The sequence below is a fragment of the Phenylobacterium sp. genome (assembly GCF_024508875.1).
Lineage (GTDB): Bacteria > Pseudomonadota > Alphaproteobacteria > Caulobacterales > Caulobacteraceae > Phenylobacterium.
Genome location: NZ_JANINU010000013.1, coordinates 1 through 13,659 on the forward strand (window position 1 = coordinate 1; position 13,659 = coordinate 13,659).

At 68.9% G+C, this 13,659-nt stretch carries 15 protein-coding genes; 4 read left to right on the plus strand and 11 right to left on the minus strand.

The features are described 5' to 3' along the window. Positions 1–1,451: sigma-54 dependent transcriptional regulator (locus Q0L11_RS01695; RefSeq protein WP_296595114.1), on the plus strand; the 1,451-nt coding region annotated here is incomplete at its 5' end. A 180-nt stretch (positions 1,452–1,631) separates the two neighbouring features. Here the strand turns inward: Q0L11_RS01695 and Q0L11_RS01700 are convergent. The 6 genes from Q0L11_RS01700 to Q0L11_RS01725 form a co-directional block, all read right to left on the minus strand. Next, positions 1,632–2,480 carry a hypothetical protein gene (locus Q0L11_RS01700; RefSeq protein WP_296595115.1) on the minus strand — a complete coding sequence of 283 codons (849 nt, stop codon included), beginning with the start codon at positions 2,478–2,480 and terminating at the stop codon, positions 1,632–1,634. Between the two features lie 94 nt (positions 2,481–2,574). After that, positions 2,575–4,458, minus strand: coding sequence for a C1 family peptidase (locus Q0L11_RS01705; protein ID WP_296595116.1), 1,884 nt, complete (start codon positions 4,456–4,458; stop codon positions 2,575–2,577). Between the two features lie 24 nt (positions 4,459–4,482). Beyond that, positions 4,483–4,806 (minus strand): protease inhibitor I42 family protein, encoded by a 324-nt coding sequence (locus Q0L11_RS01710; RefSeq protein WP_296595117.1) that lies wholly within the window; start codon positions 4,804–4,806, stop codon positions 4,483–4,485. 41 nt (positions 4,807–4,847) lie between these two features. Beyond that, positions 4,848–5,855, minus strand: a complete 1,008-nt coding sequence (locus Q0L11_RS01715) for a hypothetical protein (RefSeq protein WP_296595118.1) — start codon at positions 5,853–5,855, stop codon at positions 4,848–4,850. 198 nt (positions 5,856–6,053) lie between these two features. Next, on the minus strand, positions 6,054–6,365 hold the full coding sequence (locus tag Q0L11_RS01720) for a hypothetical protein (protein ID WP_296595127.1): 312 nt from the start codon (positions 6,363–6,365) through the stop codon (positions 6,054–6,056). Then, positions 6,362–6,631, minus strand: coding sequence for a DUF2312 domain-containing protein (locus tag Q0L11_RS01725; protein WP_296595119.1), 270 nt, complete (start codon positions 6,629–6,631; stop codon positions 6,362–6,364). The genes Q0L11_RS01720 and Q0L11_RS01725 overlap by 4 nt, the downstream gene beginning before the upstream one ends. 130 nt (positions 6,632–6,761) lie before the next feature. Between Q0L11_RS01725 and folE the strand changes: the two genes are divergently transcribed. Continuing rightward, positions 6,762–7,352 carry a GTP cyclohydrolase I FolE gene (folE, locus tag Q0L11_RS01730; protein ID WP_296595120.1) on the plus strand — a complete coding sequence of 197 codons (591 nt, stop codon included), beginning with the start codon at positions 6,762–6,764 and terminating at the stop codon, positions 7,350–7,352. A 69-nt stretch (positions 7,353–7,421) separates the two neighbouring features. Here folE and Q0L11_RS01735 read toward each other — a convergent pair whose 3' ends face one another. The 4 genes from Q0L11_RS01735 to ykgO form a co-directional block, all read right to left on the minus strand. Then, complete coding sequence (locus Q0L11_RS01735; protein WP_296595121.1) at positions 7,422–8,081, minus strand: PEPxxWA-CTERM sorting domain-containing protein; 660 nt, start codon at positions 8,079–8,081, stop codon at positions 7,422–7,424. A 153-nt stretch (positions 8,082–8,234) separates the two neighbouring features. Continuing rightward, positions 8,235–8,462: a hypothetical protein gene (locus tag Q0L11_RS01740; protein WP_296595122.1), complete on the minus strand. Its 228-nt coding sequence runs from the start codon at positions 8,460–8,462 to the stop codon at positions 8,235–8,237. A 114-nt stretch (positions 8,463–8,576) separates the two neighbouring features. After that, positions 8,577–9,185: an HAD family phosphatase gene (locus tag Q0L11_RS01745; RefSeq protein WP_296595123.1), complete on the minus strand. Its 609-nt coding sequence runs from the start codon at positions 9,183–9,185 to the stop codon at positions 8,577–8,579. 9 nt (positions 9,186–9,194) lie between these two features. Continuing rightward, complete coding sequence (gene ykgO / locus Q0L11_RS01750) at positions 9,195–9,320, minus strand: type B 50S ribosomal protein L36 (RefSeq protein WP_111513452.1); 126 nt, start codon at positions 9,318–9,320, stop codon at positions 9,195–9,197. Positions 9,321–9,457: 137 nt separating this feature from the next. On the opposite strand from ykgO, the gene Q0L11_RS01755 reads away from it, so the two are divergent. Further along, complete coding sequence (locus Q0L11_RS01755; protein WP_296595124.1) at positions 9,458–10,780, plus strand: lytic murein transglycosylase; 1,323 nt, start codon at positions 9,458–9,460, stop codon at positions 10,778–10,780. Positions 10,781–10,832: 52 nt separating this feature from the next. Here Q0L11_RS01755 and Q0L11_RS01760 read toward each other — a convergent pair whose 3' ends face one another. Beyond that, positions 10,833–12,161: an MFS transporter gene (locus Q0L11_RS01760; RefSeq protein ID WP_296595125.1), complete on the minus strand. Its 1,329-nt coding sequence runs from the start codon at positions 12,159–12,161 to the stop codon at positions 10,833–10,835. A gap of 212 nt (positions 12,162–12,373) precedes the next feature. Here Q0L11_RS01760 and motA point away from each other — a divergent pair, with 212 nt between their 5' ends. Then, a complete protein-coding gene (gene motA, locus Q0L11_RS01765; protein ID WP_296595126.1) occupies positions 12,374–13,243 on the plus strand; it encodes a flagellar motor stator protein MotA in 870 nt (289 codons plus the stop codon). Positions 13,244–13,659: the final 416 nt, after the last annotated feature.

Sequence of the window (13,659 nt, forward strand, 5' to 3'; positions counted from 1 at the left end):
CGCAACGCCGTCTGATCCAGGCGGTCCTGGAGCGCGACGGTTTCGCCGTCGCCCATGCCCAGAGCGGCGACGAAGCCATTCAGCACCTTTCGTCCGGCGCGGCCGTGGACGTGGTCCTGCTCGACCTCGTCATGCCCGGCATCTCGGGACAGGACACCCTGGTGGAGATGCGCGCGCGCGGCTTCTCCCAGCCCGTGATCGTGCTGACCGCGACGGGCGGCATCGACACCGTCGTGCAGGCCATGCAGGCCGGCGCCTGCGACTTCTTCGTGAAGCCGGCCAGCCCCGAACGCATCACCGTCTCCATCCGCAACGCCCTCAGCATGGGTTCGCTGAAGAGCGAAGTGGACCGGCTCAAGAAGCACGCCTCCGGGCGCACCACCTTCGACGACCTGATCGGGACCTCGCCCGCCATGCTTATGGTCAAGCGGCTGGGCGAGCGGGCGGCCAAGTCGTCGATCCCCATCCTGATCACCGGCGAAAGCGGGGTCGGCAAGGAAGTGATCGCGCGCGCCGTCCACGGCTCGTCCGACCGCGCCGGCAAGCCGTTCGTGGCGGTGAACTGCGGCGCCATCCCCGAGAACCTGGTCGAGAGCATTCTGTTCGGCCACGAGAAGGGCAGCTTCACCGGCGCCACCGACAAGCACCTGGGCAAGTTCCAGGAGGCCAACGGCGGCACCCTGTTCCTCGACGAAGTGGGCGAGCTGCCGCTCGACATGCAGGTCAAGCTGCTGCGCGCGCTACAGGAGAGCGAGATCGACCCGATCGGCTCCAAGCGCTCGATCAAGGTGGACGTGCGGATTGTCTCGGCGACCAACCGCGACCTGTCGAACGCCGTGGCCGAGGGCCGCTTCCGCGAGGACCTCTACTATCGCCTGAACGTCTTCCCGATCGAGGCGCCGAGCCTGCGCGAGCGGAAGGATGACGTGCCGGCCCTGGTGGATGCGTTCATCCGCCGGTTCAACGTCGAGGAAGGCAAGTCCGTGGTGGGGGCGAGCCCGGAGACCTTGGGCTTCCTCACCGCCTTCGACTGGCCGGGTAACGTCCGCCAGTTGGAGAACGCGGTCTATCGCGCCATCGTGCTGTCAGACGCGCCCTATCTGCAGCCGCACGACTTCCCGGCCATCTCGGGCGTCGCCGCCCCGCCGCCGGAATACGTCGCCGCGCCCCAGGCCTCCGCGCCCAGCGCCACGCCCGCCGCCCAGGGGGCTCCGGCCGCCGAGCAGCCGGTGCGGATCCTGGACGGCCGCGGTCACCTGCGGACGCTGGAGGAGATCGAGCGCGACCTGATCCAGCTCGCCATCGAGGTCTACGCCGGCCACATGAGCGAGGTCGCCCGCCGCCTCGGCATCGGCCGCTCGACGCTGTACCGCAAGGTGCGCGAACAGGGCCTGGAGGGCTTGGTGAAGGGCGCGGGCGAGACCGGCGACGCCGAGGAAGTCGCGGCCTAGAGGCTGCGGCTCCCGTCGCACGTCCCTATCCGCCTCGGCGCGCGCCGAGGCGCTGTTATTGGACCACCGACCACACGGACGGAGCACGACGACTCCAGCGTGGCGGCCGTGTGTCCGTGTGGTCGTTTGGCCCGTGGTCGGATCTTCGGGCGCTGACGCGCCAGTGCACTCAGCCGGCCGTCAACGGCCCGTGGCGCCGGAGGCGAGCTGGCCCAGGCGGGTCGGCGACTGCTGGGCGCGTTCGGCTTCCAGGAGGTCGGTCACCTCGGCGAGTTCCGTCACGGCGTCGTCGTGGGTCTGCGGGTCGGCGCTGGGATTGCGCGCCGCGGCGAGCAGCCAGCTTCGCGCCTGGGCGAAGTCGCGCGGCGCCAGATAGCCGAACGCATAGGCGCGGCCGAGTTCGAGCTGGGCATCGGCGCGGTCTTGTTCCGCGCCGGCGCGAAGGCGCGCGAGCTCCTGGCGCAGGGCGGCCGCCCCCTGGGCGCCCAGCGCCGGCATGACCAGGGTCACGGGCCGCATGCGCGGCTCTTCGGCGGGCTTGGCGGCCTTGGCGGCAGGCTGGCTCAGCAAAGCGAGCTGGAGGCCGCCTGCGGCCGGCGCGCCGAAGCCGTAGGGTTCGAGGTGCAGGTGCGGCCCCTGGCTGCCGTGGGTCCCCTTCGGCTGGTAGCGCGCGAACGGCGCGCCGACGCTGCGGAGCCGCTCGGCCGCCTCGTACGGGCTCATCCGGTCCACCACGAGATCGAAGGCGCCGGGCGCGTCGGCGTCGCCCAGCGAATGGCGCGAGAGGCCGCCCGGCCGCACGGTCATGGCGCCCTGGGCGCGCAGTTCGTTCTCGCGCTCGGGGGTGCGGTAGCCGCCGGTCATGCGCCAGGCTCCACGGCCGAAGGCGCTGTCCATGATCGCGGCGAAGCGCTCGCGCGTCATCTCGCCCGCCGACGCCGAAGCGGCGTGGAAGCTCAGCGCCGCGACGAGGGCGGCGACGGCGGCGTTGGCGGAGCGCGATCCAGACACCCCGGCACTAGACGCCATCGCGGCCAAGACATCGTGAATCCGCGTGGTGAATCAGGCGTTGCGGAGCCCGGACGGCGAGGGCGACACCGTCCGGGGACCGCGCGCCTGGGCGTCAACTCACCAGCAGGACCGTGTAGGAGCCGAGCAGGATGAGCTGGGTCGGCCCGACCGTTGCATCGTCCGGCAGCAATAGCGGACGGTCGTCATGGTCCATTCCGGCCAAGGTTTCGGCCAGCTCGCTGCCGGACGGCGGGATGTAGGCCGCCTGGAGCACGATCTTGGCCCCGGGCGGAACCGGCTGGCCGTTGCCCTTGAAGGTCACGGTGACCTGCCCGCTGAAACCGGCCGGAATCATCGAGGTGACGCCGGCGACGAACGGCCCGCTGCTGGGGATGGGCGTCAGGCCGCTGGAGAGCGGAGGGTTGGGGCCGGCGGTGGGGCAGTCGAAGCCGACCGCAGAGCCGACAGGCAGGCCCACGCATTGCAGCAGGATGTAGAACTGCGCCGCGTCCGGCACCGAGAAGCTGACCGGCACCTGGACCGTCGTGCTGCCCGGATTGACCATCGAGACGTTGCGCCAGCCGACGCCGGGATTGTTCAGCACATAGTTCGCGAAGGCCGCGACCGTGGGGAAATCCGCGGGCACCGGATTGGGGTGCTGGGCGGTCACCAGCCGCGAGATCAGGCAATAGTGGTCGCCCGACGGGAGGCCGGGCGGGTTCCAGGTGAAGGCCTCCGAAACCGCGATCTGGCCCTGAGCGGCGGCGGTGAGCGTCGCATAGCCGGCGCCCGACGCGGTCGACAGAGCATTGTTGCGCCACTGCGAGGGCCACAGGAGCAGGCTCGCGGGGCTGTAATAGAGATAGGCCTGGGCGGTCTGGGCGGCGGCCGACAGGTTGAGCGCGCGCACGTAGATCGAGTTCTGGACGCCTTGGATCAGGCTCTTGCCCTGGTCCTGGCGCCAGCCCGACGCGCCGAACTGGGCCTGGGGATCGGCCGGCGGCGTCGTGCCGTAGGGGATGATGTCGGGCGAGGCGGACGGCGGGGACGGCGCCGGGGTCTGGCCCACGCACTGCAGGTTGTCACGCTGGTAGATGTCGCCATACAGCGGATAGAGCGGGCTCAGGCCGTCCACCGCCCACATGTAGCCGTCGATCCCGCACTGGCCGTAGCCGATCCAGAAGTAGCCGCCCGCGCCCCAACCCGAGCCCCAGCTATTCTTGCAGAGCCAGGCGTTGAGCGTGTCGCTGTAGCCGACGCAGCAGACGCAGTGTCCGCCCTCGTAGGTGGCGCCGGCGCTCTTGATATAGACGCCGCCGCTGTAGCCGTAGAAGTCGGAATAGACGCTGAAGCAGGTGATCAGCGGGCCGCGCGTCGACAGCCACTGCTTCATGGACGCGGCGTTGGTGATGCCGTGGTTGGCCGCGACCTTGGTGACCTGGGCCTGCCAGCCGGCCGCCAGCCCGCACGGCTGGTCGTGCGCGCTGTACGGAAAGAAGGCCTGGGGCGCCAGGCCGGGGTTGGTGGCGTAGGACAACGCCGCGCTCACATACCAGCCGGTCTGGCAGGTGTGGCCGTCGGGGCTGCAGAAGTAGAGCTGGGCCTCCGACAGGTCCTGCAGCACCCCGGCCTGAGGGTCCCCCACCGCGATGTCGGCGCCGATCCGCATCATCGCGTCGATCGTGGCCGAGGTTCCGAAGGCGACGCACGAGCCGCATTGGCCCTGGTCCTTCACCGAGGAGATGAAGTTCAGCCCGCCGACGTTGCGCCAGTCCCAGGCCGGCGGGGTCCCGGCCACCGCCATCGCGGCCAACTCGCGCTGGGCGGCCGAGGCGCTCTCGCGGGCCGCGAGGCTCATCTCGTCGGGACCGGGATTATAGCCCAGCCGCAAGCGGCGCTGGTCGTCGGTGAGGTCGACGATCGGATTGGGCCCCGCCGTCCAGGGCAGGCCTTCGTGGCGGATCGTCGCCTGCAGGCTATTCAGGTCGATGGGCATGGTGCGAGCTCCTGCTGTGGGAGCTCACCCGATCTGGAGGATGAACTCCGCGGTTCGTTGGGTGGTGTCGGCGTGTTCCCAGGCCCGCCGCAGCCCGAAGCGAAGGATGGCCTCCCCGGACGCCACGGCCCTGAGCCGGAAGCGGCGCCGACCGCCGGCGCCGATCCCGCCGCCCGTGGCCGGCTCGAACGCCTGCTCCAGCAGGTCCAGCGCGCCGTAGGGCATGACCGTGGGCGACCAGCGGTAGCCGGTCGTCGGGTTTTCCTGGAGCTCGACCTCGACGATGCCGCCGGCGTCGACGGCGAGCCGTCGGCCGTCGTCCGCCAGGGTGAGCAGGATCGTCGCCATGCGACCATTGTCGTGCGGAGCCCCGGGGGCCGGCAATCGGGTCAGCTTGCGTTGATCGTGGAATGCGAGCCCAGCAGGATCCCCTGGGTCGGGCCGATGCCGACGGGGTCGACGATCCCGAAGTGCTCCAGCGGCCGGGCGTACCGGGCCGACGCCGCGCCCGAGCCGGGGACATAGATGGCCTTCAGCGTGACGCTGGCGCCGCCGGGGATGGCCTTGCCGTTGCTGTAGAACCAGTACTGGATGTTGGACTTGAAGCCCGCGGGGATCGTGCTGGTGATGCCCGCCACGAAGCTGGTCGGGTTCGACACCTGGGTGTTGACGAGGCTCAGCATCGGCGTCGGACCGGGCGTCGAGCAGGTGAAGCCGATCGAGCAGCCCACGGGGATGTTCACGCAGCTCAGCACCACGTTGACGATCTCGGTCTGGGTCCCCTGCTCGTAGTCGACGCTCATGGTCCAGTCCGGCGTCGAGCCCGCCGGCTTGGTCGGCATGTTGATGATCTCGATGTTGCGCCACGAGAAGCCGCGGTTGTTCGCGATGAAGCCCGCGAACGAGTCCATCGTCACCGTGCTAGGGATCGGGTTGGGGTTGGCGGTCGTCGCGACCCGGCCGATCAGGCACACGTGGTCGCCACTGGGCAGCACCATCTGGGGCGTGAAGAAGAACGGCTCCTGCGCCACCACCTGCTGGTTGGCCGCCGTCGCCGCGAGCTTCACCGACGGGTTGCCGCTCTGCGGCAGGATGGTGTTCGTCGACCAGACCTGGGGCCAGTTCAGCAGGGAGGCCTGCGACCAGTACAGGTAGACGTCGCCGCTCTCGGCGCCCGCGGCGAGGTTCGTGCCCCGGACGTAGATGTTGTTGCCGACGCCCCACTGCACGGACTGCCCGAAATCTTGCGTGAAATCAGAGAACTGGCTGGCGGGATTGCCGACGGGGACCTGGCCGTAGGGAATGATGTCGGGCGACGACGACAGGTTGCCGGGCGCAGGCATCTGGCCCTGGTCGTTGAGGTTCGCACGCATGAACAGATCGCTGTAGGCCGGCATCGCGACGTCCTCCGCGCTGGGGCCGTCAGGGCCCTCATCGGCGCGCCGACTCGCATACAAGTTGTGTATTTTTCAGACTACCGCTTTACGCGAATCGCCGATCACTTGTGCGTGTTTCGCGGGAACATTTTCAAACTACAACCTAAGGGACTCGTCATGCTGGCGCATGCAGCCTCACGGCGCGGCGTTCGCGCCGTCCTAATCCTTCGCCTTGCGACGGAAGCCGCGCTTCGGCGGATCCCCCTTGGCCTTGGCGGCGATTTCCTTGAGCTTGAGCGTCTGCAGAGCCGACAGCGCCTCGCCCGCGGCGCCCTTCTCGGGATCGCCGAACGCGCGGCCGTAGGTCTTCACGCGGTCGGTGACCTCGGAGAGGAATTCGCCCTCCCAGTCGGAGAGCTGCACCCCGGCCTTGTCGGCCGTCCGTCGGGCGCGCTTCAGGGCGTTGAGGGCGGCGCGCTTGGCCGCCGCCTTTCGCGCCTCGAAGGGCGAGAGGGGCGGCTTGCGGCTCAGATTTCGCCGATCGCGGACAGATAGAGGTCGAGGATGGCGTCCTCTTCCTGGCGCTTAGCGCGGTCCTGCTTGCGGATCCGGATCACCTTGCGGATGATCTTCACGTCGAAGCCGTTGCCCTTCGCTTCGGCCAGCACTTCCTTGATCTGCTCGGAGATCTCGGCCTTCTCCACCTCGAGGCGCTCCACGCGCTCGATGATGCTCTTGAGCTGGCCCTGCGCGGTCGCGTTCAGGACGTCGGAATGTGCGGTAGCGTCGTCGGCCATGGCCTAGCCTTTAAACTGGATGGAGGGGGTGCGGAAGGGCGCGGAACCTACTCATCCCGACGGGCCCTGTCACGCACCTCTGAACCTCGGCTACAAGCTGTTCGTTGAGGCCGAAAGCCGCGGAGGGCCTATGAGCGAACAGAGCCGGAAGAAGCCCACGGAGGAGCAGGCCCTGGCGGCCGTCCGCACCCTGATCGAATGGGCCGGCGACGACCCCGACCGCGAGGGGCTGCTCGACACGCCGCGGCGCGTGGTGAAGGCCTACCGCGAGCTGTTCGCGGGATACGAGAGCGATCCGCGGGAATATCTGGAGCGCACCTTCGAAGAGGTGGGCGGCTACGACGAGCTGGTGCTGCTGCGCGATATCCGGGTGGTGAGCTTCTGCGAGCACCACATGCTGCCGTTCCTCGGCCGCGCGCACGTGGGATACCTGCCGAACGACCGGGTCGTGGGCATCTCCAAGCTCGCCCGCGTGGTGCACGGGTTCGCGCGGCGGCTCCAGATCCAGGAGAAGCTGACCGCCGAGATCGCCGACGCGATCCACGACATCCTGAAGCCGAAGGGCGTGGGGGTCGTGATCGTCTCCGAGCACAGTTGCATGACCATGCGGGGCGTGAACACGCCCGGCTCGAAACTCACCACCAGCCACCTGCTGGGCCAGGTGCGCGACGATCCGCGCACGCGCCAGGAGTTCTTCGACCTGGTCCGCAACGGCGACTGACCAAAGGAAAAGCCCCCCGCCTGGGCAAAGGCGGGGGGCTCTCAGTCTGCTCGTCTAGTGGAGAGAGAACTAGGCGAGCGCAGAAGCGGTGCGGCGGCGGCGGAGCATGGCGCCCGCGCCGGCGAAGCCGGTGATCATCATGGCCCAGGTCGCCGGTTCCGGCGCCGGCGCCGCGGCCAGGCTGTCGAACTCGAACGAGTTGCCGGTCGAGCTGAACTCGATCGACTTCACGGCGGTGTCGAACTGGTAGCTGACGCGGCGGCCCCAGTTCTGGTCGCCGTTGGCGCCCGTGTTGGCGTTCCAGATCTGCGAGCCTTGCAGGGTGACCGTGTTGCCGCCGAAGTCGGTGAACTTCACGAAGTTATAGGTATCGGGCGAGCCCAGGTAGAAGCTGAACTCGGTCATGCCGTGGACCGACGTCAGCGTCGCCTTGCCGCCGCCGAGGACGGTGAAATAGTTGGTCGTGTCGCCGGGAGGCGGGGCGCTCATGTTCGGCCACAGGCCCAGGTCGCCGTCGCGCACGAAGGTGGCGGCGTCGCCCGAGAAGGTGAATTCCGGGCCCGTCGCGTGGACGGAGTCGAAGTCTTCGACCATCACCTGGCCGGCCGGGACGGGCAGGTCGGTGTTGTACACGGTCATCGTGAGCGCCGAAGCGGAGCCGGCGGCGGCCAGGGCGGCAGCGGCGGCGGCGGTCGCGAACAGGGCGCGGAGGGTGTTGCGGTTGCGCATCTTCTAGTCGTCCGTTCTTTGCGACGAACCCCGCTTGGGAGCCCGTACCGGTTTGAAACAGCCATCTGCGACGGCTACCCGACATTTGCAGGCGCCGTGCCAAGGCGGCGGTTCGGTTACGGGAACGGGCCGGACGAGGACGCGCGCGTCGGCTCAGTTTGGGTAACGGCGCTCTCTGAAGCTGGCGGGACGCTCAAGGAGCTTCCACCGTTCCTCGCGCCGCTGCTCTTCGATGATGAGGTCGAATTCGTGCCACAGCTCGATGGCGCGGCGAATTTCGTCGGACAGTTCGCAGTACAGATCGACCAGTTCCGACATGACCTTCGGATCGGACGCCGCCGAGACATCCTCCTGGATGAGGCGCAGAAGCTCGAGGTTCATCTCGCAAACATCGCCCAGCCTGCGTGAGGCGCGTTCGTCGCGAAGAAGCTGCCTGGACATGAACATAACAAGAACACCAAGATCGCGACGCGTCAACCTTGGATATCAGCGGCTTTAGAGCAGCCCGCGGGCTTCCATCGCAGGCCGCAGGGCGGCCGGGTCGGTGAAGTGGTGCGTGTCGAAGCCGAGCGCGGCGGCGGCCTCGATGTTCCTGGCGCTGTCGTCGACGAACAGGATGTCGGCGGGGGCCAGGTCGAAGCGCTCGCACACGATGCGGTAGATGGCCGGATCCGGCTTCATCACCAGTTCCCGACCCGACGCCACAAAGTCGGCGAGCCGGCCGAACGCCGGGCTCATGGCCAAGGTCGAGTCGATGGTCTCGTGGCTGATGTTGGAGAGGCCGTACTGCCGCACGCCGCGCGCGTGCAGAGCCTCGATGACCGCCTCGGTCTCTTCGATAGGCCCGGAGAACATCTCGTCCCAGCGGTGATGCCAGGCCCAGATCTCGGCTTCGTGGTGGGGATGCTGCGCGCTGAGGGCGGCGCAATTTTCGGCGAAGGTGACGCCGCAGTCCGTGGGTGCATGCCACGCCATGGTGCACACGTCGGACAGGAACCGGTCGCACTCGACCGGGTCAGTGAAGATCTTCTGGTAGAGCGTGCGCGGGTTCCAGCGCACGATGACATTGCCGAAGTCCCAGAGAACGGCCCTGGGCGACGGCACGCCGGGCTCTTAGCCTTGCTTGGCTTTGAAGCGCGGGTCGGTCTTGTTGATGATGTAGACCCGGCCCTTGCGGCGCACGAGCTTGCAGTCGCGGTGACGCGTCTTGAGCGACTTGAGCGAGCTTCTGACCTTCATGGAACCGTATCTTCAATCGGGCCGCGGGCGGCCGGGTTGGCGAACAAGAGCGGGCGCATATACGGGGAGGCCCCCGAGGAGTCAACCTGACGCCGTTTTGATTGGGGCCCGGATCGACGCACCTTAGACTCCGGCCGATGCGCCGTCCCTCGAAACCGTCTCGCGTCCTGCCCGCCTTCCTCGCCCTCGCCGGCTGTGCGAGTCCCGCCGTCCCGCCGCCCACGGTGGCTCTGCCCGCCGCCACCGCGGCCGTGGCCGCGATCGAGGCCGCCGTGCCCGCCGCCCAGCCGCCGATCGCCCCGCCCACCGCCTCGGGCGACATGATCTTCGACGCCTGGGCGTCCGAGTTCCAGGGCCGCGCCCTGGCCGCCGGCATCCAGCCGGACGTGCTGGCCCGCGAGATGGCCGGCCTGACGCCCGATCCGCGGGTCGGCGCGCTGGACAGCCGCCAGCCCGAATTCTCCAAGCCAATCGGCGACTATCTGCGAGGCGTGGTCACGAACGACCGGATCGCCGTCGGCGCGCGCCGGGCCGCGGACACGCCGATGATCGCCGACATCGAGAGCCGCTTCGGGGTCCCGCGCCAGGTGCTGATCGGCGTCTGGGCCATGGAGAGCGGCTTCGGCGCCATCCAGGGCGACAACGACACCCTGCGCTCGCTGGCCACCCTGGCCGCCCAGGGGCGCCGCCGCGCCTGGGCCGAGGGCGAGCTGATCGCGACCCTGCAGATCATCCAGTCGGGCGAGTTCCCGCGCGCGCGCCTGCGCGGCTCGTGGGCCGGGGCCATGGGCCAGACCCAGTTCATCCCCTCAACCTTCCTGTCGACGGCGGTCGACGAGGATGGCGACGGCAAGCGCGACATCTGGGGCTCGTCCACCGACGCCCTGGCCTCGGCGGCCAACCTGCTGGCCAAGGGGGGCTGGGTGCGTGGCCAGGGCTGGGCCCGCGAGGTCACCGTGCCGCCGGGCTTCGACTTCAGCCTGACGGAGGGCCCCCGCGAGATCCCCGCCTGGTGGGCCGCCAAGGGCGTGAAGCCCGCGGACGGCAAGGAGTGGAGCTACAACGACAGCGAGGCGCCCGCCCAGCTCATCGCGCCGGCCGGGGCCAACGGGCCGCTGTTCCTGCTGCTGCCGAACCACTTCGCCATCCGCAAGTACAACAACAGCATCGCCTATGCGCTGGGCGTGGGCCTGCTGGCCGATCGCTTGGCCGGGGGCGCGCCGCTGTCGAAGCCCTGGCCGCAGGAGACGTCCCTGTCGCTGGTCGACCGCATGACGGCGCAGCGGGCGCTGACCGCCCTGGGCTTCGATCCGGGCGGCTTGGACGGCGTCGTCGGCATGGGGACGCGAAAGGCGCTTCGGGAGTGGCAGAAGGCCCGCGGGCTCACGGCGGACGGCTACCTGTCGCCCGACATGGTGGCGCGGCTGAAGACCGAGGCGGCGGCCGCGCCCGCCAGCTAGAGCGGATCCGCCGAAGTGTGAGCCGGTTCGGCGACGCGATCGCGCTCAGGCTCTAGGCGGTTCCCCCCTCGTCGCTCTTCTCGATGGTGGCGAGGGTCGCCGCCTCGCGGGTCGCCGGCTTCGGGTCGGCGTTCTTCAGCGCGTGCGAGCGGAAGGCGTAGACCAGCAAGCCGGCCATCAGCGCCGTATTCACCAGGAACGGCAGCGGACCGAACCGCTCGTAAAGGAACACGAACAGCGGGGCGAGCACGACGTTCACCCCGTTCACGGCCGCGATGGCGCCGGCGACGCGCGCCTGCTCGTCGAGGCCGACCGCGATGGACGAGCCGGCCGTGAAACCCGGGCGGGCGAAGCCGAAGCCAAGGCTCGCCAGGGCGTAGCCGGCCACCACGATGTAGAATCCGTCGTCGCCGCCGGGCGACAGCGCCACGATCAGGTTGCCCGCCGCCGCGACGCCCACGCCCCAACGCAGCAACTGGCGGGGCGTCATCTCGAACATGCGGATCAGGCCCCACTGGGCGAGCAGGCCCGCCACGGCGCCGAACATCATAGCGGTGGCGATGTAGCCCTGGACCTCGCTGGGCGACTTGCCCAGCTTGTCGATGATGAGGAAGCCCAGGGTCTGCTGCTGGGCCGTCTGGCAGGTGGCGACGATGAAGCCGTAGACCAGGAACGGGATGATCCGCGGGTCCCGCCACATCGGCTTCTCCTTGGCCGCGCCCAGGACGACCGGCCGCCGCGGGCGCTGGGCCTCGGGCGCCACCTTCTGGTCGGGCAGGAAGCGCCAGACGACGAACAGCATCACCATCGCGATCAGCGAGAAGGTGAAGAGCGGCCCCGCCAGCCCGATCTTCGGATAGACGAACAGCGGCGCCAGGAACGGGCCGATCACCGTGCCCAGGCCGAAGGCGCCCGCCAAACTGGCCATGGCCTGGGTGCGCGCATGCAGCGGCGTCCGTTCGGCCACATAGGCCTGGGTCGCCGGGTTGCTCGCCGCGCCGAAGAGGCCGAACAGCGCCCGCGCCAGCAGGAACAGGCCGAAAATCACCATCGGCGGCGCCAAGTGGTTGAGGCCCGCGCTGACCACCAGCCCGCACAGCGACATCGACACCATGAAGCCCGACAGGCCGATCATCATCAGGGGCTTTCGGCCGCGCCGATCGGACGCCCTCGCCCAGAACGGGGAAGAGGCCGCCCACAGGAGGGCCGACAGCGAGAAGATGCCCGAGACCATGAAGTCCGGGATGCCGATCGAGCGGCCGATGGCCGGCAGCACGGAGATGAGGCCGGTGTTGCCCATCGCCGTCGCCGCCGAGACGGCGAAGATGATCGCGAACGAGCTTTTCGGGAGGCTCGAAGCGGCGGCGGTCGTGCTGGCCATGGGCCCCTGCCTTAAGTGGCTTGGTCCTCTGCGGCAATCGCGCGCGGTCCGCAAAAGTGGAAGCCGGCTTTGCGCTCGGACCGCGCCTCCAAGGGAGACATGTTGCCCCGGCGGCGAGCCGGAGCCACTTCGGCTGGCCACATGACCGCAGCCCGACTCACGCGACATTAAGCATTAACCGGCATGGTCCCGCCCGACGTCGCGGGGATTCCATGTTCCAGATCATCGGTCTTGTGTTGCTGTTCGGCCTGGTGTTCGGCAGCTACATCATGTCTGGCGGCAACATGGGCGTGATCCTGCACGCCGCGCCCCACGAGCTGATGGCCATCGGCGGCGCCGGCGTCGCCAGCTTCCTCATCGGCAACTCGATGACGACCATCAAGGCCTGCGGCGGCGGCTTCGCCAAGGTGTTCTCGGGCCCGAAGTGGAAGGCCTCCGACTACCGCGACCTATTGGCGCTGCTGTTCCTGCTGACCAAGACGATGAAGTCCAAGGGCGTCATCGCGCTGGAAAGCCACATCGAGAATCCGAAGGAGTCCACGATCTTCAACCGCTTCCCGAAGATCATGAAGGACCACTTCGCCATCGACTTCATCTGCGACACGCTGCGGATGATGACCATGAACCTGGAGGACCCCCACCAGGTCGAGGACGCGATGGAGAAGCAGCTCGAGAAGCACCACCACGAAGCGCTGATGCCGAGCCACGCCATCCAGACGCTGGCCGACGCCCTGCCCGCCCTGGGCATCGTCGCCGCCGTGCTGGGGGTCATCAAGACCATGGGCGCCATCACCGAGCCGCCGGAAATCCTGGGCGAGATGATCGGCGGCGCCCTCGTCGGCACCTTCCTCGGCGTGTTCATGGCCTACGGCATGGTCGCTCCGATGGCGACCCGGATGAAGGAAGTCGTCGACGAGGAGGGCGCCTTCTACAAGATCATCCAGGCGGTGCTGGTCGCGCACCTGCACGGCAACGCCGCCCAGATCTCCGTGGAAATCGGCCGCGGCAACGTGCCGACCGAGGCGCAGCCCAGCTTCCTGGAGCTGGAAGAGGCGCTGTCGAACATCCCGGCCGAAGCCTAAGAGCCTCCCGCCGGGCTGCATCGCCCCGTTGCGGGCAAGCCTGCGATAAGCCTGTCCACGAAGCGGGCAAAGCGGCCCGACGCGCACGGCCCAGCCAAAGGGGCCTTGACGCGACCCCACGGCATAGGTTGAAAAAGTGATCACAAGTCCGTGATTTTTGGCCTTGCTATGGCGGGCTGCGCGGGCGTATCTGTGCGCATGCGTCGGGGGGGCGGCCTTGCCCATACCACATCGGCGGGAAAGTCCGACCGGCGCCTGACACTCGACCAGAGGATTTGGGACCATGATGAAGCAACTGCTGATCGCCAGCGCCGCCGTCGCCATGCTGGGCGTCGCCGCCTGCCAGAAGACCGAAGAAAAGCCCGCCGAAGCCCCGGCCGCCGACGCCGCCGCCGCTCCGGCCGCTGACGCCGCCG

What these genes read in the sequence shown, in the direction of transcription:
- Q0L11_RS01700 (WP_296595115.1), bottom strand. Translation starts at nt 2,480, where the DNA reads ATGGCGTCTAGTGCCGGGGTGTCTGGATCGCGCTCCGCCAACGCCGCC.
- Q0L11_RS01705 (WP_296595116.1), bottom strand. Translation starts at nt 4,458, where the DNA reads ATGCCCATCGACCTGAATAGCCTGCAGGCGACGATCCGCCACGAAGGC.
- Q0L11_RS01710 (WP_296595117.1), bottom strand. Translation starts at nt 4,806, where the DNA reads ATGGCGACGATCCTGCTCACCCTGGCGGACGACGGCCGACGGCTCGCC.
- Q0L11_RS01715 (WP_296595118.1), bottom strand. Translation starts at nt 5,855, where the DNA reads ATGCCGGCCTACAGCGATCTGTTCATGCGTGCGAACCTCAACGACCAG.
- Q0L11_RS01725 (WP_296595119.1), bottom strand. Translation starts at nt 6,631, where the DNA reads ATGGCCGACGACGCTACCGCACATTCCGACGTCCTGAACGCGACCGCG.
- folE (WP_296595120.1), top strand. Translation starts at nt 6,762, where the DNA reads ATGAGCGAACAGAGCCGGAAGAAGCCCACGGAGGAGCAGGCCCTGGCG.
- Q0L11_RS01735 (WP_296595121.1), bottom strand. Translation starts at nt 8,081, where the DNA reads ATGCGCAACCGCAACACCCTCCGCGCCCTGTTCGCGACCGCCGCCGCC.
- Q0L11_RS01740 (WP_296595122.1), bottom strand. Translation starts at nt 8,462, where the DNA reads ATGAACCTCGAGCTTCTGCGCCTCATCCAGGAGGATGTCTCGGCGGCG.
- ykgO (WP_111513452.1), bottom strand. Translation starts at nt 9,320, where the DNA reads ATGAAGGTCAGAAGCTCGCTCAAGTCGCTCAAGACGCGTCACCGCGAC.
- Q0L11_RS01755 (WP_296595124.1), top strand. Translation starts at nt 9,458, where the DNA reads ATGCGCCGTCCCTCGAAACCGTCTCGCGTCCTGCCCGCCTTCCTCGCC.
- Q0L11_RS01760 (WP_296595125.1), bottom strand. Translation starts at nt 12,161, where the DNA reads ATGGCCAGCACGACCGCCGCCGCTTCGAGCCTCCCGAAAAGCTCGTTC.
- motA (WP_296595126.1), top strand. Translation starts at nt 12,374, where the DNA reads ATGTTCCAGATCATCGGTCTTGTGTTGCTGTTCGGCCTGGTGTTCGGC.